This is a genomic window from Sphingomonas sanguinis, assembly GCF_001476905.1.
Classification (GTDB): Bacteria; Pseudomonadota; Alphaproteobacteria; order Sphingomonadales; family Sphingomonadaceae; genus Sphingomonas; species Sphingomonas sanguinis_B.
The window spans coordinates 84121-105567 of record NZ_LDTE01000001.1; the positions used below are offsets into that span (position 1 = coordinate 84121).

Here is a 21447-nt window from a genome sequence, read left to right on the forward strand (position 1 = left end):
CAAGCGAGAAACGATGACCCGTCCTGCTCATATCGCGCAAATGTCCGAACCGGACGACGATCACTTCTCGACCGAGCCGAACGGCCGTTACTTCAATCGCGAACTCTCCTGGCTCGCCTTCAACCGGCGGGTGCTGGAGGAGGCGTGCAACGCCGCCCATCCGCTGCTCGAGCGGCTACGCTTTCTCTCGATCTCGGGATCGAACCTCGACGAGTTCTTTATGGTCCGCGTGGCGGGCCTGAAGGGGCAGCAGGCACAGGATGTCGAGCAGCGCTCGGTCGACGGGCTGACGCCGGGGCAGCAGTTGAGCGGGATCGTGCAAGAGGCCGATCGCCTGATGGAGAGCCAGCAGGAGGTGTGGGGCGACCTGCGTAACCTGCTGGACGAGGCGGGCATCTTCGTCCTGCGTCGCGACGCCATCGACCAGGAAGCCAGCGCATGGCTGGAAAACCATGTCCGCGATCAGGTCTTTCCGATCCTGACCCCGCAGGCACTGGACCCGGCCCATCCCTTCCCATTCATCCCCAACAAGGGTCTGTCGATGATCTTCGACCTGACCCGCGTGTCGGACAAGGCGCCGATTCGCGAACTGGTGATGATCCCGTCCACCATGCCGCGTTTCATCCGCCTGCCGGGCGAGGGATCGCGTTATGTCTCGATCGAGACCATCCTTCGCCGGTTCTCGGGGCTGTTGTTCCCCGGCTATATCGTCAACGGGGCGGCGACCTTCCGCGTGCTGCGCGACAGCGATATCGAGATCGAGGAAGAGGCGGAGGATCTGGTTCGTTACTTCGCAAATGCCATCAAGCGGCGGCGGCGCGGGCGGGTGATCCGGCTGGAGCTGGAAACCGGCATGCCTGACGAGTTGGCCGACGTACTTCGCGACGAACTGGGTGGCTCGGACGCGATCATTACCGAGAGCGGCAACATGCTGGGCATCGGCGATCTGGTGGCGATGGTCGACGAAGATCGCCCCGACCTGAAATTCCCGTCTTACTCCCCGCGTTTCCCGGAGCGTATCCGCGAATTTGCGGGCGATTGCTTCGCCGCGATCAAGGCCAAGGATATCGTCGTCCACCACCCTTATGAGACGTTCGAGGTCGTCATCGCCTTCCTGAAACAGGCGGCAGCGGACCCGGACGTGGTGGCGATCAAGCAGACGCTCTACCGCGCGGGCAAGCAGTCGGCGGTCATCGCCGCGCTGATCGCGGCGGCCGAAGCAGGCAAGTCGGTGACCGCCATCGTCGAGCTGAAGGCGCGCTTCGACGAGGAACAGAACCTCTATTGGGCGTCCGCGCTGGAGCGGGCGGGCGTGCAGGTCGTCTATGGCTTCATCGACTGGAAGACCCATGCCAAGGTGTCGATGGTCGTGCGGCGCGAGGGCAGCGATTTCCGCACCTATTGCCACTTCGGCACGGGCAACTACCACCCGGTCACCGCGCGCATCTATACCGATCTCAGCTTCTTCACCGCCGACCCTATGATCGGGCGCGATGCGGCGCAGATGTTCAACTATATCACCGGCTATGTCGAACCGGTGGCGATGAACCGGGTCAGCCTGTCGCCGCGCGACCTGCGTCACAATCTGATGGCGCTGATCGATGCCGAGATCGCCCATGCCCGTGCGGGGCGTAAGGGCAGCCTGTGGGCCAAGGTCAACTCGCTGGTCGACCCGCAGGTCATCGAAAAGCTGTACGAGGCCAGCGATGCAGGTGTCGAGATCGACCTCATCGTGCGCGGCATCTGCTGTCTGCGGCCCGGCGTGCCGGGCATGTCGGATAATATCCGGGTCAAGTCGGTCGTCGGCCGTTTCCTGGAACATAGCCGCATCTGGGCGTTCGGCGACGGCAAGGTCCTGCCCCACGACTCGGCGAAGGTCTTCATTTCGTCGGCCGACTGGATGCCGCGCAACTTCGATCGCCGGGTCGAATATATGCTGCCCATTCAGAACCCGACCGTGCACGACCAGATTCTGGACCAGGTGATGGTCGCGAACCTGCTCGACAACGAACAGAGCTGGGAGCTGGAGCCGGACGGCAGCTATGTCCGCGACACGCCGGGTGATCGCCCCTTCAACCTGCATCGGTATTTCATGACCAATCCCTCGCTTTCGGGGCGCGGTGCCGCGCTCGACACCAGCAAGGCGGTGCCGACCTTGTCGCTTCGGCGGCAGCGGTGACGGGCGGTCGCTGAAGCATGGCGGTTTCCCGCGCGCCGCGTACGGCGATCATCGATATCGGCTCCAACTCGGTCCGCCTGGTGGTCTATCAGGGCCCGGCGCGCCTTCCCGCCATCTTGTTCAACGAAAAGGTGATGGCGGGGCTGGGGCGCGGGTTGGCGGCGACCGGGGCCATCGATCCGGGCTCGCTGGGAAAGGCACAGGTGGCGCTCGCTCGTTTCGCGAGCCTGGCGCGCGAGATGGGCGTCACGAGCCTGCGGACGGTCGCGACGGCGGCGGTGCGCGATGCGGCCAATGGCGGTGAATTGATCGCGTGCGCCGAGTCGCTGGGGCTAGAGGTCGAACTCCTGTCGGGCGAACAGGAAGCCAAGGCGGCGGGCGAAGGCGTATTGTCGGCCATTCCCGATGCCGACGGCATCGTCGGTGATCTCGGCGGCGGCAGCCTGGAACTGGTGCGGGTTCGCGACGGCGAGGTCGAGGACCGGGTGTCCTTCCCGCTCGGCGTCCTGCGTATCCCGGCGCTGCGCGAAAAAGGGAGCAAGAGTTTCGAGCGGCAGATCGGTCGCCTGATCGAGGATGCGGGTTGGGAGGGTCGGGGCAGGGGCCTGCCCTTTTATCTGGTCGGTGGATCGTGGCGGGCGCTGGCGCGGCTGGACATGACGCTGGCCGACTATCCGCTCCCGATCATCCATCATTACGAGCTGACGCCGACCGACATATTGCGGCTGTCGCGGACCATTCCGCATCTCAGCAAGGCACGGTTGCGCGAAGTGAAGGGGCTATCCTCCAACCGCGCCGCGACGCTGGGCGATGCGACCGCATTGCTGAGCGTGCTGCTCAAGCATCTGGGCAGCAGCACGACGGTCGTCTCCGCCTTCGGCCTGCGCGAGGGGCTGCTCTATGGCGGGCTCGACGCGAAGACCCGTGCGCTCGATCCGTTGATCGTCGCGGCGCGCGAGGAGGGAAGGCTTTTGGGGCGTTTCCCGGAGCATGGCGATCTGCTCGAACAGTGGATCGCGCCGCTGTTTGTAGGCGAGGCCGCGGCCGAAGCACGGTTGCGCCATGCGGCCTGTTTGCTCGCCGATGTCGGTTGGCGCGCCAACCCGGAATTCCGGGCGGAGCGCGGCGTCGAGATCGCCCTTCATGGCAATTGGGTGGGTATTGATGCGGAAGGGCGGGCGATGCTGGCACAAGCGTTGCATACCAGCCTGGGTGGTGGCCTCGACGTGCCTTCGCCATTGGCCGAACTGGCGAGTCCCGCGCAGCTGAAGCTCGCGACGAGCTGGGGCCTCGCCATTCGTCTGGGGCAGCGGTTGAGCGGTGGTCTGGCCGGACCGCTGGAGCGGACCGCTCTAGAACTCGGCGAGACGACGCTGGGCCTTGCCCTCATGAGCGAGGATCGGGGTTTTTACGGCGAGGCGGTCGAACGCCGCCACGCCGCACTGGCCACGGCCCTGGGTAAGACGCCGGCGAGGATTAACCGCACTTGATGCGAGTGATCCGGCCGTTGGCGTCGGTTTCGATGTTCAATCGTTCGGGGCGGAAGTCCATCGTGACGACCGTGCCCGGCGCTATCACCCGCAGCGACGGCGCGCCCGAGGCTTTCAGTGTCTTGGCTCGCTGCGACTCGCGCCAGACCTGACCGACCAGCTTGGCGACCCTGGTGTCGCCGCAGGTGCTGCCCTCGCCAAATGCCGCAGGCTTGGGTGCGAGCGCGCAGGCGGCAAGGCCAGTCAGCGCAATCAAGCCGAGCGCACGCGTCACGCAACCTCCTCGGTATTCCGAACCATCTTAAGCTTGCCGCCCTTCACCACAAAGCCCAGCCGACCTTCTACCAGATCGAGCGCATCGCGCCCGAACTGCTCGAATCGCCAACCTTCCAGAACCGACAGGTCGGATCGAACGCCTGCCGCCAGCATCTCGAGATCGTCGGCGCGGGCGAGAAGGCGAGGGGCCACGTCGATGTCGCGGGCCCGGATCTTCAACAGCAGCTTCAGCAGGTCGGCCACCAATGCGCCTTCGCGACCGAGGCCCGGCTTGCGCTCATCGCGCGCGGGAAGCTCGTCGGCGTCCAGCGGCTGAGCGGCTTCGAGCGCATCCATCAGGCGCGCCCCGATATCGTTACCCGCCCACGTGGCGGACAGGCCGCGGACCTTGGCAAGGTCCGCCTGCTTGCGCGGCGGATGCCCGGCCAGGTCGGCCAGCGTCTCGTCCTTGACGATGCGCCCGCGCGGCAAATCCTTGGCCTGCGCCTCCAGCTCGCGCCAGCGGGCCAACGCCTTCAGGCGGCCGAGCATGTCGGGCTTGCGACCGGAAACACGGACGCGCTTCCAGGCGACATCGGGGTCGTTCGCGTAATGCGCGGGATCGGCCAGCCGTTCCATTTCCTGATCCAGCCACGCGCCGCGCCCGGTCTTGCGCAGACGCTCCAGCATCTTGGGGAAGATCGCGGCCAGATGGGTGACGTCGCCGATCGCATAGTCGACCTGGCGCTGGTCGAGCGGACGACGCGACCAGTCGGTGAAGCGCGCGCCCTTGTCGACCGAAATGCCCAGCCAGCTGTCGACCAGATTGGAGTAACCGATCTGCTCACCCTGGCCCAGCGCCATGGCCGCGATCTGGGTGTCGAACAGGGGATGCGGGGTCTTGCCGGTCAAGTTGTAGATGATCTCGATATCCTGGCCGCCCGCATGGAAGACCTTCAGCACGTCGTCATTGTTGACCAGCAAGTCGAGCAGCGGGGTCATGTCCAGCCCCGGTGCCTTGGGATCGATAGCGGCGGCCTCTTCGGTATCGGCGATCTGGATCAGGCAGAGCTCCGGCCAATAGGTGCTTTCGCGCATGAACTCGGTATCGACCATCACATAGTCGGCTTGCGAGAGGCGGGCGCAGAGATTGGCGAGCGTGGCGCTGTCGGTAATCAACGGATGAACGTGCATCGCATGCACATAGCCCGACCCGCGCGGGTTGACAAAGAGGAACGCGCGCGAAGGCCGTTCGGCCACATTGGGATTGACAAAAAGGGGGCAGGCGGGGAAGCGGCAGCACTTTCCCCCGACGTACAGAGAATGTCCGCCATGCACGCCTATCGTACCCACACCTGCGCCGCGCTGACTGCTGAGGCAGTTGGCGAGACGGTCCGCCTGTCCGGCTGGGTCCATCGCAAGCGCGATCATGGCGGCGTGTTGTTCGTCGATCTGCGCGACCATTATGGCATCACCCAGATCGTGGCGGACAGCGACACGCCCGCGCTCGCCATCCTGGAGAGCGTCCGGGTCGAGTCGGTCGTGACGATCGACGGCGTGGTGAAGGCGCGCTCGGCGGGGACCGTCAATGCCAACCTGGCGACCGGCGAGATCGAGGTGTTCGCACGGGGCGCGACCGTGCTGTCGGCGGCCGAGGAACTGCCGATGCCGGTGGCGGGCGAGCAGGAATATCCCGAGGATATCCGCCTGCGCTACCGCTTCCTCGACCTGCGCCGCGAGACGCTGCACGCCAATATCGTGCGCCGTACGCAGGTGATCTCCGACATGCGTCGTCGCATGGAGGCCGGTGGCTTCACCGAATATTCGACCCCGATCCTGACCGCGTCGTCGCCGGAAGGCGCGCGCGACTTCCTGGTGCCCAGCCGCATCCATCCGGGCAAGTTCTACGCGCTGCCCCAGGCGCCGCAGCAGTATAAGCAGCTGCTGATGGTCGCGGGCTTCGACCGCTACTTCCAGATCGCGCCCTGTTTTCGTGACGAGGACCCGCGCGCCGACCGCCTGCCGGGCGAGTTCTACCAGCTCGACCTGGAAATGAGCTTCGTCACCCAGGAAGAGGTGTGGGAGACGATGGAGCCGGTGATCGGCGGCATCTTCGAGAAGTTCGCCGACGGCCGCACCGTCACGCCGATCGGCCAGTTCCCGCGTATTCCGTACTCGGAGTCGATGCTGAAATACGGCAACGACAAGCCCGACCTGCGCAACCCGCTGATCATCACCGATGTCTCCGAGTATTTCACGTCCTCGGGCTTCGGCCTGTTTGAGAAGATCGTTGGTTCGGGCGGCGTCGTCCGTGCGATCCCGGCGCCCAAGACCGCTGAGAAAAGCCGCAAGTTCTTCGACGAGATGAACGAGTGGGCGCGCGCCGAGGGTCATGCGGGCCTGGGCTATGTCACCCGCAAGGGCGGCGAGTTCGGCGGTCCGATCGCCAAGAACCATGGCACCGAGGGCATGGAAGCCATCTATGCCGCGCTGGGCCTCGGCCCCGATGACGGCCTTTTCTTCGCGGCGGGTAAGGTCGAGGCGGCCGCCAAGCTGGCAGGGCTTGCGCGCACCCGTGTCGCCGAGCAGCTCGGCCTGATCGAAGATGGTGCGTTCCGCCTGTGCTGGATCGTCGACTTCCCCTTCTATGAATGGGACGAGGACGAAAAGAAGGTCGAGTTCGCGCACAACCCCTTCTCGATGCCGCAGGGTGGCATGGAGGCGCTGAACTCCGCCGATCCGCTGTCGCTGAAGGCGTACCAGTATGATCTGGTCTGCAACGGCTTCGAGATCGCGTCGGGCTCGATCCGCAACCAGTCGCCCGAGCTGATGGTCGCGGCATTCGAGAAGGTCGGCCTGTCCAAGGCGGATGTCGAGGAGCGCTTCGGCGGCCTCTACCGCGCGTTCCAGTACGGCGCGCCGCCGCATGGTGGCATGGCCGCCGGTGTCGACCGCATCGTCATGCTGATCTGCGGCGCGCAGAACCTGCGCGAAATCTCGCTGTTCCCGATGAACCAGCGCGCCGAGGACCTGCTGATGGGCGCGCCCAGCCTGCCCAGCAACAAGCAGATGCGGGAACTGTCGCTGCGCTCGACGGCCGAGCCGAAGAAGGATGTGGATCAGGTGGTCGCCGGCTGACCCGGTTTTTCATGGCAAGGAAAAGGGCGGGCGCCGGATGCGGCGTCCGCCCTTTTTTGCGTCTCGAGTCCGGGTCAGGGACCCGGACCGAGTTCTTTATGCCGCAACCAATGCGGGAACGGCGGGCTCGAATTCGCCGCTCTCGTTCATCAGATGCAGGACACCATCGGCGATCGCGAAATAAGCGCCACGCAGGGTCAACGTACCCGCATCCTCACGTTTGGTGACGAACGGGAAGGTCCGCAGGTTAGCGATGGAGGTACGGACCGATTCCAGCTCCATCTCGCGCATCGCATCGGCATCGGCACCATCGCCATGCTTGGAGATGACCTTTTCACGGGCGCCATCGAGCAGGCTGACCCAGTCCGAGACGAAGCCGCCTTCGCCTTGGGGGGCATGCGCGAAACCCTGCGTCAACGCGGCCTTGCAGCCGCCGCATGCACCATGGCCCATGATGACGACATCGGTCACTTCCAGTTGCGTCACCGCGAATTCCAGCGCCGCTGATACGCCGTGATGGCCGCCACCGGTCTCGAACGGGGGCACTAGATTGGCGACGTTGCGCACGACGAAAATCTCGCCGGGCAGCGTGTCGAAGATCTGCGCCGGATCGACGCGGCTGTCCGAGCAGGCGATCACCATCACCTTGGGGCTCTGGCCTTCCTTCAACTCGGCCCAGCGGTCGCGCTGGCGACGCCAATCGGACGTCCGAAAGCGCTGATAGCCATCCACGAGGTCGTTAAAGTCGGTCATTGCTCTCTCTTATCCCATGAAGGAATTTTCGTTCTAGCAGGCCAACCAGACACGGCCGTTTCGGTTCCATATCAAAGTATGTCTGCCGGGTGTTGGCCACGAGCCCGGTAGGCATTGTGTCCGACCCGGTGCATCGCTATTTCGCAACCCATGAACGAGTTGACACCGTTGGCCGCGCCGGCGCGCGCGCGCAAGCCCGACTGGATTCGCGTCAAGGCTCCGACCAGCGCCGGGTTCGCCGCCACGCGCGAACTGATGCGGTCCAAGAGCCTGACGACGGTCTGCGAAGAGGCCGCTTGCCCGAATATCGGCGAATGCTGGTCGAAGAAGCACGCGACCGTCATGATCCTGGGCGACACCTGCACCCGCGCCTGCGCCTTCTGCAACGTGAAGACCGGTATGCCGCGCAAGGTCGACGCGATGGAGCCGCAGAATGTGGCGGACGCCGCCGCGCAGATGGGGCTGAACCATATCGTCGTCACCTCGGTCGACCGCGACGATCTGCCCGATGGCGGTGCGTCGCAGTTCGTGAAGGTGATCCAGGCGCTGCGCCGGACCACGCCCAACACCACGATCGAAATCCTGACCCCGGACTTCCGCAACAAGGCGCAGGCCGCGATCGAGTCGATCGTCGAGGCGCGGCCGGACGTCTACAACCACAATCTGGAGACGGTCCCCCGGCTCTATCCGACGATCCGTCCGGGCGCGCGCTATTACGCATCGCTCCGCCTGCTGGAGAGCGTGAAGCGGCATGATCCGTCGATCTTCACCAAGTCGGGCGTGATGCTGGGCCTGGGCGAAGAGCGGCTGGAGGTCCATCAGGTGATGGACGACATGCGCTCGGCCGATATCGATTTCCTAACCATGGGCCAGTATCTCCAGCCGACGCCGCGCCACGCCAAGGTCGCCGAGTTCGTGACGCCCAAGGCGTTCGACGCCTATGCCGCGATCGCGCGGGCTAAGGGCTTCCTGCTGGTTGCCAGCTCGCCGCTGACCCGTTCGAGCTATCATGCGGGCGACGATTTCGAGCGGCTGCGGGCAGCTCGTGAGGCAAAGCTGGCCACCGCGCGCTGATGCCCAAGCATAGCGAGACGCGGCATCTGCCCTATACGCCGGAGCAGATGTTCGATCTGGTGGCCGATGTCGCCCGCTACCCGGAGTTCCTGCCCTGGGTGTCGGCGATGCGCGTCCGCTCGGACACGCCGACCGAAACGGTGGCCGACATGATCGTCGGCTTCAAGGGGCTGCGCGAGACCTTCACCAGCCGCGTGACCAAGGCGCGGCCGGAATCGATCGACGTCGAGTATCTCGACGGGCCGCTCAAATATTTGCGCAACAACTGGCGTTTCCGGCCCGAGGAACAGGGGTGTGCAGTCGATTTCACCGTCGACTTCGCATTCAAGAACCGGGTGTTCGAGATGCTGGCGGGGCAGGTGTTCGGCACCGCCCTCCGCCGCATGATCGGCGCGTTCGAGGACCGCGCCGCCAAGCTTTACGGCAGCAACAGCTCCAGCGCCAACAGCGCCGCCTGAAGCCGGATCGCCCCGCGACCGATATCGCCGAACTCGTGACGCTCGGCCTTGACCTCTTCCGGGTCGCCGCCGCGTAGCGCCTGGGCGAAGACGACGGTGCCGACCGGCTTCTTCGGGGTGCCGCCGCCAGGCCCGGCCACGCCGGTGATCGCGACCGCGACATCCGCCTCGCTCGCCGCCAATGCCCCCTGCGCCATGCCCCAGGCGGTTGCCGTCGATACCGCGCCAAAGGTTTCGATGACCTCGGCGCTGACGTTCAACATGCTGATCTTGGCTTGGTTGGAATAGGTCACGAACCCGGCCTCGACCACATCCGACGATCCCGGAATTTCGGTCAGCGCTGCCGAGACCAGTCCACCAGTGCAGCTTTCGGCCAGCGCGACGCGCCGACCCGCAGCCCGGTTGGCGACGACCACGCGCTCGGCCAGTTCGATCAGCTCGCGGGGAAGAAGGACGTCCATATCAGTTTCCGTTGGTGCACAGCGGCAGGTCTGGCACGGCCACCTGCCGTCCCCGCGCCTTTTCAGTCTTGAGATATTGCAGCGCGGTCACGACCACGCCTGCCATGTTGCGCGGGGGCAGGGGGGCAAGCTGGGTCACCAGCCGGTCGATGGTGCCGCAATCCTCCAACCCGATCCGCCCGACGATGAACGGCACGAGCAGCGAGGTCAGCAGCGGCCTGGCATAGTCCGACTGAAGCAGCGTATCGATCGCCGGATCGGACAGCTTGACGATCGCTGCCCGTGCGGCGGGCCATGCCTGGTCGGCCGCGCCCTCATATTTCGAGATCAACGAACCGCCGCCCCGGATCAGGCTGGTCGCGGGCAGGCGTGCACCGCACACGCGGCCCGTCTCGCGCAGGATGTCCGGCATGGCGACCAGCGTCATGGCCTCCGCCTCGGGCGCGGTGATGCAGGCTCGCTGGGCCGTCGCCATTTCGGGCGCGAGCAAGGCCGCCAGCGCGGCAATCAGGCCCAGCCGCTTCATGCCGCCGCCCCGCCGGGCAGGCGGACGGTCGCCACGGCCTGGGTCGCGATGCCTTCGCCGCGCCCTGTAAAGCCCAAGCGCTCGGTCGTCGTCGCCTTCAGGCTCACCCGGCTCTGGTCGATGTTCAGCAGTCCGGCGATCCTTTCGACCATGGCGGCGCGGTGCGGGCCGATCTTTGGCGCTTCGCAGATGATGGTCAGGTCGACGAAATCGATCCGGCCGCCCTTGTCGGCAATCAGCTTGGCGGCGTGTTGCAGGAACTGGCCCGACTCGGCACCCTTCCACTGCGGATCGCTGGGGGGGAAGTGGGTCCCGATGTCTCCGGCCGCGATCGTGCCGAGCAGCGCGTCGGTCAGCGCGTGGAGCGCGACGTCGGCGTCGCTATGCCCCGACAGACCCTGATGGTGCGGGATCAGCACGCCGCCCAACCACAATTCTTCGCCATCCTCCAGCCGATGGACGTCATAGCCCATGGCGGTCCGGGTTTCCCAGGTCAGGCGCATATCGGCTCCGGTCATGTCGTCGGGATAGGTGATCTTTTCGAGCATGGCATCGCCCTGCACCAAAGCGACGCGCCCGCCAAGCCGTCGCACCATCTGTGCATCGTCCGTGGCTTCCGCTTCGGCGGGCCAGGCGGCATGGGCGGCGATCACGGCTTGCAGGTGAAAGCCCTGCGGCGTCTGGACGCGAACCACGCCGTCGCGGGGCACGATCTCGCCCAGTACGGCGTCTTCGCCCCTCGCCAGCGTATCGGCGACGGGCAGCACCGGCATGGCACCATCTGCCGAGGCTAACCCTGCCAGTACGCGGTCGATGACCTCGGCCGACAGGAAGGGACGGGCGGCGTCATGGATTAACACCTTGGTCAAGCCCTTCAGCGCCAGATGGCGAAGGCCGCGCGCCACCGACTCGCGACGGCTGGCCCCGCCTGCCTCGATCCAGGCACCTGGCAGGATCGAGGCGGCATGGTCCTGATGATCCTCCGCGACGACGGTCAGGACCGTATCGATCGCCGGATGCGTCGAGAAGGCGACGTGACTCCAGGCCAGCATCGGCCGCCCGCCTAGGTCACGAAACTGTTTTGGCACGCCGCCACCCATCCGGCTGCCGCCGCCCGCCGCGACGATCAATGCGGCGATCTTTCCATCCTGGCTCATGGCGTTCCGCCTAGCGGCTTTTCGGCGAGGCTGCCAATCTTGCCTTTGTGGGGGCCTTGCGATAAGGCGAATGCTTATTTTTCAGGCAGTATGATGCGTAATCTCGCTCCCATCCAGGTCGGTCCGGTGACGATCGACAGCCCCGTTGTGCTGGCACCGATGACCGGTGTCACCGACATGCCCTTCCGCACGCTCGTCCGCCGCTATGGCTCGGGCCTGAACGTCACCGAGATGATCGCCAGCCAGGCCGCGATCCGCGAGACGCGCCAGTCGATCCAGAAGGCCGCCTGGCACCCGCTGGAGGAGCCGGTGTCGATGCAGCTGGTCGGCTGCACCCCCTATGAAATGGGAGAGGCGGCCAAGCTGAACGCCGATCGTGGGGCCGCGATCATCGACATCAACATGGGCTGCCCGGTGCGCAAGGTCGTCAACGGTGATGCAGGCTCGGCCCTGATGCGCGACTTGAAGCTGGCCTCGGCGATCATCGAGGCGACGGTGAAGGCGGTCGACGTGCCCGTGACACTGAAGATGCGGATGGGCTGGTGCCATGACAGCCTGAACGCGCCCGAGCTGTCGCGCATCGCCGAGGATATCGGGGTCAAGATGATCACCGTCCATGGCCGTACCCGCAACCAGATGTACAAGGGCAGCGCGGACTGGGCGTTCATCCGCAACGTCAAGGATGCGGTGTCAATTCCGGTGATCGCCAATGGCGATATCTGCTCGATCGACGATGCCGATGCAGCGCTCGACCAGTCGGGCGCCGACGGCGTCATGATCGGGCGGGGCGCCTATGGCCGTCCCTGGCTGCTCGGGCAGGTGATGCACTGGTTCGCCACCGGCGAACGGCGTGCGGACCCGGCTCTCGACGAGCAATATCGCGCCGTGACCGAACATTATGACGCGATGCTGGAGCATTACGGCACCGAGACCGGCGTCAACATGGCCCGCAAGCATATCGGCTGGTACACGCGCGGCCTGCACGGTTCTGCCGAATTTCGCAACACGGTAAACCACGAAGCTAGCGCCGAGCGGGTCAAGGCGATGCTGTACGATTTCTACATGCCGCAGATCGAGCTTGCAGCGGCTGCCTGATCCGGCAGGGCGCGGTCGCCCTGGGTTCGGGGCGATGTTCGCCGCCTTGCCCGTCGCAATTGTGGTGGTCGACCCCGACAATCGCATCGCCCATGCCAATGCGCTGGCCGAACAGCTGCTGAACCTGTCCGAGCGGCTGATGGTCGGACAGCCGCTCGCCGCGATCCTTCCGCCACCCGACGCGCCGCGCAGCCGGGACGGCCATGGCTTCGCGGTGTACGATACCGTCATCGCTACACCGCACGGACCCAAGATCCGGGTCGACTTCGTCGAGGCGCAGATCCCGGACTATCCCGGCTGGCATGCGATCACATTGCACAGCGCGGGGCCGTCTCGACGGCTCGGCCATGCATCCGAGCGCAGCGCGGGCGCGCGGGCGGCAGTGGGAGCAGCCGCCATGCTGGCGCATGAGATCAAGAACCCGCTGTCGGGCATTCGCGGCGCGGCGCAATTGCTCAATGGCGGCGAATTGACGACGCTGATTACGACCGAGGTCGACCGCATCGCCGCGCTGATCGACCGGATGCAGGATTTTAGCGATACCAGGCCCTTGCCGCTGGCATCGGAGAATATCTATCCGCTGCTCGCCCATGCGCGGGGGGTCGCGCTGGCGGGTTTTGCGCGCGGGGTTCCGGTCGAGGAACGGTTCGATCCCTCGCTGCCGCCCGCCCGGATCAACCGTGATGCGCTACTTCAGATCGTCATCAACCTGCTGAAAAACGCCCGCGAGGCCGTGCGGGAGGTGCGTAATCCGCGCATCGTCATCACTACCGCCTATCGCCACGGCATGTCGGTCAGCACCGGCGAAGGCCGACCCCGCCTGCCACTGCCCATCGAAATCTGCGTCATCGACAATGGGCCGGGTGCGCCGGCCGATATCGCCGACCATCTGTTCGACCCCTTTGTTTCGGGGCGCCGCGAAGGGCAGGGGCTGGGCCTCGCGCTCGTCGACAAGCTGGTCCGCGACATGAGCGGTATCATCCAATATGCGAGAGAGGGTTCGCCCGAAATGACCGTATTCCGTCTGCTGCTGCCCAGGGCCCAGGCATGAGCCACGTCCTGGTGGTGGATGACGACGCCGCGATCCGTACCGTCGTCGGGCAGGCGTTGCGCCGGGCTGGGCATGAGGTGACGGCGGTCGAGACGCTGGCGCGACTGGACCGCGTGCTGGCGGGCGGCGCGCCGGACGTGCTGGTGACCGATGTCATCCTGCCCGATGGCGACGGCATCGATCACATCCGGGGCGTGGCGGAGCGTTTCCCTGCGCTGCCCATCATCATCCTGTCGGCGCAAAACACGCTGACCACCGCCGTCCGGGCGGCGGAGGTCGGGGCCTATGAATATCTGCCCAAGCCCTTCGATCTCGACGCATTGACCCAGGCGGTGGCGGGCGCGCTGGCGCGGGGCGGTGTGCTGGTCGAGGACGGCCTGGGCGAGGATGACCGCGCCCTGCCGCTGATCGGCCGGTCGCAGGCGATGCAGGGCGTGTACCGGGTCATCGCGCGCGTGGTGTCGACCGACCTCACCGTGCTGGTCTCGGGCGAATCCGGCACCGGCAAGGAACTGGTCGCCCGTGCCATCCACGACCTGGGCCCCCGCCGCGCCGCGCCCTTCGTGGCGATCAACATGGCCGCCATCCCGCGTGAGCTGATCGAGGCCGAGCTGTTCGGGCATGAGCGCGGAGCCTTTACCGGCGCGGCGCAGCGCAATGCGGGACGCTTCGAGCAGGCGGCGGGCGGCACGCTCTTCCTGGACGAGATCGGCGATATGCCGATGGAGGCGCAGACGCGATTGCTGCGTGTCCTGCAATCCGGCGAGTTCACGACGGTGGGCGGCGCGCGGACGATCCGCACCGATGTCCGCATCGTCGCCGCGACCAATCGCGACCTCAGCCAACAGGTTGCCTCGGGCCAGTTTCGCGAAGACCTATTCTACCGCCTGAACGTCGTGCCGATCGCCTTGCCCGCGCTGCGCGAACGGCGGCAGGACATTCCATTGCTCGCTCGCCATTTCCTGGAAAATGCCGCGCTTCAGGGGCTTCCCCGGCGTCGGATCGACGCCCATGCGCTTGATGTGCTCGTCGCGCACGACTGGCCCGGCAATGTCCGCGAGCTGGAGAATATGATGCGGCGCCTGGCCGTGTTGGCGCGCGATGAAGTGATCGACGCCGATGCGGTACGCATCATGCTGGGAGAGGCGCGCTCGTTCCTTGTCCAGCAGAGCGATGGCGGCGCCGGGGGTGATCTGAGTGCGGCCGTCCATGCCTATCTGACCCGGCTGGCGACGACACAGCCACACGCGCTGGACGATGGGACGCTCTATGATCGGATCATCGGCGAGGTCGAGCGGCCCCTGATCGAGGCGATGCTGGCACGGCATGGCGGCAATCAGCTGCGCACCGCGCGCGCCATGGGCATCAATCGCAATACGCTGCGCAAGCGGCTCGACAGCTTGAACATCCCGGTCAGCGGCGACGACGATGCGGGATAAGGGCTGACATTATTTTCACGAATTGTGTCTTGCAGGACACGCTTCACGTTGTACGATTGCAACGATGTTGGCGTTCCTGAAGCCTGCTGGACCTGCCGAACCACCGCGATCCCGTTTCGCGGTGACCCCGGCGATGGAGATCGCGGTCATCATCGGCGCCGTGGCCGTCGCGATGGGTACCTATGTCTTCATCGACAGTCGCCATGATACACAAGGACTGATCGCGCCTCCGGTCATGGCGGCCTTGCTGGCGCTGAACTTGGTGCCGGGCGTTCTGCTTCTGATGTTGCTAGGGCGGCGTGTTGCGATGCGCCGTGCGGATGAGTCTCCGGTCGGCGGGGGTGGACGGCTGCATGTCCGGCTGGTCGCGATCTTCTCGCTGACCGCCAGTATTCCCATCCTATTGACCGTCGTCACGGCCTCGGTGCTGTTCCAATCCTCGGCGGAGTTCTGGATTTCCGACCGTGCGCGCAAGGCGTTCGGCGACGCGATGGATATCGCCCGCCAGTCGCAGCAGCAGATCATCGAGCGCTGGGTCAAGGGCGCGGGCGCGATGTCGGGCGACCTCGGTCGCAACCTTCCGGTCCTCAAGGAAAATCGCGAGGAATTTCACCAATATCTCGGATCGCAGATGCTGGTGCGTGAATTGGAAGAGGCGGTACTCTTCTCCTATGACCCGAAGCAGGGTTTCAAATTCTACGACTATGTCTTTCCGCCGTCGGACTCGAAGTTCCGCGAACTGGTGACCCCGGACATGGTGCAGCAGGCCCAGCGCGCCAACCGACCGGAAGTCGGCATCAACGAGCGCCGCGTCTGGGTGGTCACTCCCCTCCCCAATAGCAAGGGGATCATGTTGTATGTCGGCACCGGCGTGAATGCCGACTTCCTCAGCAAGCAGCATTTTGCGGCCGAGGACGTGTTCGACGATTATCGCGCGCTTCAAGGTCGCGCCCGATCGCTCCAACTCAAGTTCAACCTCGTCCTGTTCGCGATCGCCCTGCTGATCGTCGGCATTGCCGTCTGGATCGCGCTGGCCGTCGCCGACCGGCTTGTCCGGCCGGTTGGCGAACTGGTCGAAGCGGCACGGCGGATCGCGGGCGGCGATCTGACGGCGCGAGTGCCCGATCCGCGCACCCGGGACGAAGTTGGCACGCTGGCCAACGCCTTTAACCAGATGACCGGCCAGCTCGAGCGCCAGAACACGCAGCTGGTCACCGCCAATGCGCAGCTCGACAACCGCCGTGCCCTGATCGAGGCGGTGATGGCGGGCGTATCGGCGGGCGTCATGGCGGTGGGGCGCGATCGGTGTATTCGTATCGCGAACAACTCGGCCGACCTGCTGCTGGGAGCGGATCACGATGGCCTGGTGGGCCGCAAGCTGGCCGAGGTCGCGCCCGAGCTCGACGATTTGCTGGACCAGGGGCGCCGCGAAGCGACCGTGCAGGTCGCGTTGCATGGTGACATGCGGACGCTGGCGGTGCGGATCGCGCAGACCGGCGATGGCCCCATCCTGACCTTCGACGACATTACCCAGCAATTGCTCGACCAGCGGCGCGCGGCTTGGTCCGACGTTGCCCGGCGCATCGCGCATGAGATCAAGAACCCGCTGACGCCCATCCAGCTGGCGGCCGAGCGTCTCCAGCGGCGCTATGGCAAGATCATCGGGCCGGAGGACGAAACGTTCGGACGCCTGACCGAAACCATCGTCCGCCAGGTCGGCGACCTGCGCCGCATGGTCGACGAATTCTCGTCCTTCGCGCGTATGCCCAAGCCCGTGTTCCGCGAAGAAGCGATCGCCGATATCTGCGCGCAGGCCATGTTCCTGCATGAAGTTGCGCACCCGGACGTGACCTTCCAGCTGGACCAGGAAGAGTCCGCGCCGACCTTGGTCTGCGACCGGCGGCAGATGAGCCAGGCGCTGACCAACATCGTCAAGAATGCCGTCGAAGCCATTGAATCCCGGCCCGAAGGCATGAAGGGCGGCAAGGTCGTGATGACCGTCGGCCAGCAGGCGACGATGGTGACCATCACGGTTTCCGACAACGGCATCGGCCTGCCGCCCGAGCGCGATAGGATCATCGAGCCTTATATGACGACCCGCGCGCGGGGCACTGGCCTGGGCCTCGCCATCGTCAACAAGATCATTGAGGAACATGCCGGCACGATCGGCTTTTCCGACAATCCCACCGGTGGCACCATCGTGTCGATGATGTTCGATGCCGGTGCTCTCGCGGCGCTGGATCAGGGCGGCGCCGAACCCGAACTGGCTGGGGAGGGCCAGCTCACTGCTTTGACTCGTACCCGGACGTAAAAGATCATGGCTTTGGACATCCTCGTCGTCGACGACGAACTTGATATCCGCGAACTCGTCGCGGGCGTGCTGGAAGACGAGGGTTATGACGCCCGCGTCGCGGCGGACAGCGATGCCGCGCTGGAGGCCGTGGCGGTGCGCCGTCCGTCGCTGGTGCTGCTCGACGTCTGGTTGCAGGGGTCGAAGCTCGACGGGCTGGAACTGCTCGACGAGATCAAGCGCCGCGATCCTTCCATCCCGGTGCTGGTCATTTCGGGGCATGGCAATCTCGACACCGCCGTCGCCGCGATCCGCAAGGGGGCGGCCGATTTCATCGAAAAGCCGTTCGAGGCCGAACGCCTGCTCCTGATGGTCGGCCGGGCGACTGAGACCGAGCGGCTGCGGCGCGAGAACGCCTCGTTGCGCGCCTCGGCCGGGCGCGAGACCGATCTGACCGGATCGTCGAGCGCGATCAACGGCATCCGCGCCACCCTGAAGCGCGTGGCGGCGACGGGCAGCCGGGTGCTGATCATGGGCGCGGCGGGTGTCGGCAAGGAAGTCGCCGCGCGGCTCCTCCACGGCTGGAGTAACCGGGCGGACGCCCCCTTCGTGGTGGTCAGCGCCGCGCGGATGACGCCCGAGCGGGTCGAGGAGGAATTGTTCGGTGTGGAGGAGGGGGGGGACCTCGTTCGCACCGGCCTTCTCGAACAGGCGCATGGCGGCACGCTATTCCTGGACGAAATTGCCGATATGCCGATCGCAACCCAGGCGCGTATCCTGCGCGTGCTGACCGATCAGAGCTTTACGCGCGTCGGCGGTACGCGCGTCGTCAAGGTCGATGTCCGCGTCGTTTCCGCTACCGCGCGAGACCTGACCCAGGAAATCGCCGAGGGGCGTTTCCGCGAAGACCTGTATTACCGCCTCAATGTCGTGCCGGTGACCATCCCGTCGCTGGCCGAGCGGCGCGAGGACATTCCGCCGCTGGTCGAGCATTTCATGGCGCATTATGCGACCGAGCGGCGCGTGCGCACGCCCGAGATCGCACCCGATGCGATGGTGGCGATGCAATCCTATGACTGGCCGGGCAATGTCCGCCAGCTGCGCAATGTCGTGGAACGAACGATCATCCTGGCACCGGGCGACCGGGTCGGGCGTATCGACCTCGACCTGCTGCCCGCCGAAGTGCTGGGTGAGGGGGCCGATATGGGCGGAACGGGCGCGACTGCGATCATGGGCGCACCGTTGCGCGAAGCGCGCGAAAGCTGGGAGCGGGAGTATCTGCGGGTGCAGATCCGGCGCTTCTCCGGCAATATCTCGCGCACTGCCAGCTTCATCGGCATGGAGCGCTCGGCGTTGCACCGCAAGTTGAAGCTGCTGGGCATCAGCGAAACGCGCGAGGATTGATCGAAGGGGCGGGCGGTCCCTCTGGACGAACGCCTCTCGAAATCTTAGATGTTGGCGGTGCCCGGTCCACGGGCGCATCTCCGACGCCGGGAAACGGCGCTAATCGCGGGCACGGACCCGCCAAGAACAAGGGCTTTCCCATGGCCGACAAATCGGGTTCGCTGCAGGACCTGTTTCTGAATGCACTGCGCCGCTCCAAGGCGCCGGTGACCATGTTCCTCGTCAAGGGCGTCAAGCTCCAGGGTATCGTCACCTGGTTCGACAATTTCTCGGTGCTGCTGCGCCGCGACGGCCAGTCGCAGCTGATCTACAAGCACGCCATTTCCACCATCATGCCCTCGGGCCCGCTGGACGTCGCCGCGATCGTCGACGGGGTGAACGAGCAGCAGCGCAAGAACCCGCTTTTGCAGGAAATCTTCCTGAACGCGGTTCGCAAGTCCGAAGATCCGGTGACCATGTTCCTCATCAACGGCGTGATGCTGCAGGGGCAGATTGCAGGCTTCGACCTGTTCTGCATGCTGCTCCAGCGCGAAGGCATGGCGCAGCTCGTCTACAAGCACGCCGTGTCGACCATTCAGCCCGCCCGCCCGCTGAACCTGGCCGAAGAGCAGGCCGGATCGGCCGAGGATTGAGCACGGGTTTCGATCGTGACCGCGGCGAATTCGCGCGCGGTGCGCGCACGGTTATCGTCCTGCCCGATCAGGGCGATGCCGCGCGTGATGCGGAGGCGCGTCTTGAGGAAACCGCTGGGCTCGCCATGGCGATCGGGCTCGACGTGGTCGAGCGTATCGCCCTTCGCGTCCGCGCGCCCAAGCCTGCCACGCTGATCGGCAGCGGCCAGGTCGAGCAGGTCGCGCAACAGGTGCGGATGGAGGAAGCGCAGCTCGTCGTGTTCGACGCTGCGCTGACCCCGGTGCAGCAGCGCAATCTGGAAACCGCGCTGGAGGCCAAGGTCATCGACCGGACCGGCCTGATCCTCGAAATCTTCGGCGAGCGTGCCGCGACGGCCGAGGGCCGGTTGCAGGTCGAACTCGCCCATCTCGATTATCAGGCGGGCCGGCTGGTCCGCAGCTGGACCCACTTGGAACGCCAGCGCGGCGGATTCGGCTTCCTGGGTGGGCCGGGTGAAACCCAGATCGAGGCCGACCGGCGCATGATCCGCGACCGCATGGCGCGGCTGCGGCGGGAGTTGGATCAGGTCAGCCGGACGCGTGGTCTTCACCGCGAACGTCGTCAGCGGGCACCCTGGCCGGTGATCGCGCTGGTCGGTTATACCAACGCCGGAAAGTCCACGCTTTTCAATCGCCTGACGGGCGCTCATGTCACGGCGAAGGACCTGCTTTTCGCCACGCTCGACCCAACGCTGCGCCAGATCCAGTTGCCCGGCATCGACAAGGCGATCCTGTCAGATACGGTGGGCTTCGTTTCCGACCTGCCGACTCAATTGGTTGCCGCCTTCAAGGCCACGCTGGAAGAGGTCGTTTCCGCCGACCTGCTGATCCATGTTCGTGACATCGCGCATCCCGATACTGAGGCGCAGCGTGCCGACGTCGAGGCGGTGCTGACCGAAATCGGCGTCGATCCCGAAACCCCGCGGTTCGAGGCGTGGAACAAGGTCGATCTGATCGATGGCGATCACCGCGAGGACGTGCTGGTCGAGGCGGCGCGGCGCCCGAATATCGTTGCGCTATCCGCCATGACGGGGGAGGGCGTGGACGACCTGATCGAACAGGTTGCCGCCGCGCTGACCTCCGGCCATCGTCGTTATCGCATCGCGCTGGATGCCGGTGACGGGGCGGGGGCCGCCTGGCTCCACGCGCATGGCGAGGTGCTGGATCAGGTGATCGAGGGGGAACAGGCGGTCTATGACGTCCGCCTGTCCGAACCGGATTACGAGCGGTTCAACCGCCGCGACGTTTGACGTCCTGCCAGAGGGCTTCCTTCGCTTCCAAGTCGAGGGCGGAGAAGCCTTCACCGGCGATCTCCTCCATGCCCCGGAAGCGGCGCTCGAACTTCAGATTGGCGTTGCGCAGCGCGGCTTCGGCATCGACGCCCCGGTGACGGGCCCAATTCACGATGGCGAATAGCAGGTCGCCGAACTCTTCTTCCAGCGTATCGGGCGTGGCTTCGACGATCTCCTGGATTTCCTCGTCGATCTTGGCGCGCGGGCCAACCTCGTCGGGCCAGTCGAAGCCGACCCGCGCCGCCCGGTTCTGGAGCTTTTCCGCCCGCATCAGCGCGGGCAGACCGAGCGCCACACCGTCGAGCGTCCCACCGGCGGCCTTGGCACGGCGTTCCTCGGCCTTGATCTGCTCCCACAGATGATGGCCGCCCTCGGCCACATCACCGAAGATATGCGGGTGGCGCCGCTCCATCTTATCGCTGATCGCGGTCACGACATCCGGGAAGGCAAAATGCCCCATATCCTGAGCAATCTGCGCGTGGAAGACGACCTGTAGCAGCAGGTCGCCCAGTTCGTCCTTGAGATCGGCCATGTCGTCGCGTGCGATCGCGTCGGCGACTTCATGCGCTTCCTCGATCGTATAGGGCGCGATCGTCTCGAAGCTCTGCGCCACATCCCATTCACAACCGTTCTGGGGGTCGCGAAGGCGCTTCATGATGGTCAGCAGGCGCTCCAACACCGATCTCCTTGCATTTGATAATATATATTATGTAA

At 65.5% G+C, this 21447-nt stretch carries 19 protein-coding genes; 12 read left to right on the forward strand and 7 right to left on the reverse strand.

Annotated features, from left to right (window positions below; translation table 11 throughout):
* Positions 1 to 13: 13 nt before the first annotated feature.
* Together SB4_RS00420 and SB4_RS00425 are read left to right on the forward strand one after the other, a co-directional pair.
* Positions 14 to 2179 carry an RNA degradosome polyphosphate kinase gene (locus tag SB4_RS00420; protein WP_058750940.1) on the forward strand — a complete coding sequence of 722 codons (2166 nt, stop codon included), beginning with the start codon at positions 14 to 16 and terminating at the stop codon, positions 2177 to 2179.
* Between the two features lie 17 nt (positions 2180 to 2196).
* Positions 2197 to 3669: a Ppx/GppA family phosphatase gene (locus SB4_RS00425; protein WP_058750941.1), complete on the forward strand. Its 1473-nt coding sequence runs from the start codon at positions 2197 to 2199 to the stop codon at positions 3667 to 3669.
* Here SB4_RS00425 and SB4_RS00430 read toward each other — a convergent pair.
* A complete protein-coding gene (locus tag SB4_RS00430) occupies positions 3656 to 3943 on the reverse strand; it encodes an I78 family peptidase inhibitor (protein WP_058750942.1) in 288 nt (95 codons plus the stop codon). The two genes, SB4_RS00425 and SB4_RS00430, sit on opposite strands and share 14 nt — an antisense overlap.
* The gene (gene rnd, locus SB4_RS00435) at positions 3940 to 5118 is read right to left on the reverse strand and encodes a ribonuclease D (RefSeq protein WP_058732433.1); all 1179 of its coding nucleotides are present in this window, start codon (positions 5116 to 5118) and stop codon (positions 3940 to 3942) included. The genes SB4_RS00430 and rnd overlap by 4 nt, the downstream gene beginning before the upstream one ends.
* A 138-nt stretch (positions 5119 to 5256) precedes the next feature.
* Here rnd and aspS point away from each other — a divergent pair, with 138 nt between their 5' ends.
* Complete coding sequence (gene aspS / locus SB4_RS00440) at positions 5257 to 7062, forward strand: aspartate--tRNA ligase (RefSeq protein ID WP_058750943.1); 1806 nt, start codon at positions 5257 to 5259, stop codon at positions 7060 to 7062.
* Positions 7063 to 7158: 96 nt separating this feature from the next.
* On the opposite strand, the gene SB4_RS00445 is transcribed toward aspS, so the two are convergent.
* Positions 7159 to 7815: a carbonic anhydrase gene (locus SB4_RS00445; RefSeq protein WP_058750944.1), complete on the reverse strand. Its 657-nt coding sequence runs from the start codon at positions 7813 to 7815 to the stop codon at positions 7159 to 7161.
* 150 nt (positions 7816 to 7965) lie between these two features.
* On the opposite strand from SB4_RS00445, the gene lipA reads away from it, so the two are divergent.
* Positions 7966 to 8889, forward strand: a complete 924-nt coding sequence (gene lipA, locus SB4_RS00450; protein WP_058732393.1) for a lipoyl synthase — start codon at positions 7966 to 7968, stop codon at positions 8887 to 8889.
* Complete coding sequence (locus SB4_RS00455; RefSeq protein ID WP_058750945.1) at positions 8889 to 9347, forward strand: type II toxin-antitoxin system RatA family toxin; 459 nt, start codon at positions 8889 to 8891, stop codon at positions 9345 to 9347. The genes lipA and SB4_RS00455 overlap by 1 nt, the downstream gene beginning before the upstream one ends.
* Here the strand turns inward: SB4_RS00455 and SB4_RS00460 are convergent.
* From SB4_RS00460 to SB4_RS00470, 3 genes are read right to left on the reverse strand one after another with little or no spacing between them, the layout of a single operon-like run.
* Positions 9308 to 9808, reverse strand: coding sequence for a CinA family protein (locus SB4_RS00460; protein WP_058750946.1), 501 nt, complete (start codon positions 9806 to 9808; stop codon positions 9308 to 9310). The two genes, SB4_RS00455 and SB4_RS00460, sit on opposite strands and share 40 nt — an antisense overlap.
* A 1-nt stretch (position 9809) precedes the next feature.
* Complete coding sequence (locus SB4_RS00465) at positions 9810 to 10334, reverse strand: hypothetical protein (protein WP_058750947.1); 525 nt, start codon at positions 10332 to 10334, stop codon at positions 9810 to 9812.
* Positions 10331 to 11491 (reverse strand): bifunctional 2-C-methyl-D-erythritol 4-phosphate cytidylyltransferase/2-C-methyl-D-erythritol 2,4-cyclodiphosphate synthase, encoded by a 1161-nt coding sequence (locus SB4_RS00470; protein WP_058750948.1) that lies wholly within the window; start codon positions 11489 to 11491, stop codon positions 10331 to 10333. The genes SB4_RS00465 and SB4_RS00470 overlap by 4 nt, the downstream gene beginning before the upstream one ends.
* 93 nt (positions 11492 to 11584) lie before the next feature.
* Between SB4_RS00470 and dusB the strand changes: the two genes are divergently transcribed.
* The 7 genes from dusB to hflX all read left to right on the forward strand — a co-directional run bounded on the left by dusB (position 11585) and on the right by hflX (position 20691).
* Positions 11585 to 12586 (forward strand): tRNA dihydrouridine synthase DusB, encoded by a 1002-nt coding sequence (gene dusB, locus SB4_RS00475; RefSeq protein WP_058732434.1) that lies wholly within the window; start codon positions 11585 to 11587, stop codon positions 12584 to 12586.
* Positions 12587 to 12620: 34 nt separating this feature from the next.
* Entirely contained in the window at positions 12621 to 13637 is a 1017-nt protein-coding gene (locus SB4_RS00480; protein ID WP_082669862.1) for a two-component system sensor histidine kinase NtrB, read from the forward strand.
* Entirely contained in the window at positions 13634 to 15076 is a 1443-nt protein-coding gene (gene ntrC / locus SB4_RS00485) for a nitrogen regulation protein NR(I) (protein ID WP_058750950.1), read from the forward strand. The genes SB4_RS00480 and ntrC overlap by 4 nt, the downstream gene beginning before the upstream one ends.
* 64 nt (positions 15077 to 15140) lie before the next feature.
* Entirely contained in the window at positions 15141 to 17387 is a 2247-nt protein-coding gene (locus tag SB4_RS00490; protein WP_058750951.1) for a sensor histidine kinase NtrY-like, read from the forward strand.
* A gap of 6 nt (positions 17388 to 17393) precedes the next feature.
* On the forward strand, positions 17394 to 18770 hold the full coding sequence (gene ntrX / locus SB4_RS00495; protein WP_058750952.1) for a nitrogen assimilation response regulator NtrX: 1377 nt from the start codon (positions 17394 to 17396) through the stop codon (positions 18768 to 18770).
* Between the two features lie 140 nt (positions 18771 to 18910).
* Positions 18911 to 19402: an RNA chaperone Hfq gene (hfq, locus tag SB4_RS00500; protein ID WP_042482301.1), complete on the forward strand. Its 492-nt coding sequence runs from the start codon at positions 18911 to 18913 to the stop codon at positions 19400 to 19402.
* Complete coding sequence (hflX, locus tag SB4_RS00505; protein ID WP_058750953.1) at positions 19399 to 20691, forward strand: GTPase HflX; 1293 nt, start codon at positions 19399 to 19401, stop codon at positions 20689 to 20691. Before hfq ends, hflX begins: the two co-directional genes overlap by 4 nt.
* Here the strand turns inward: hflX and mazG are convergent.
* Positions 20672 to 21388 (reverse strand): nucleoside triphosphate pyrophosphohydrolase, encoded by a 717-nt coding sequence (gene mazG, locus SB4_RS00510; protein ID WP_058751026.1) that lies wholly within the window; start codon positions 21386 to 21388, stop codon positions 20672 to 20674. The genes hflX and mazG overlap by 20 nt on opposite strands.
* Positions 21389 to 21447: the final 59 nt, after the last annotated feature.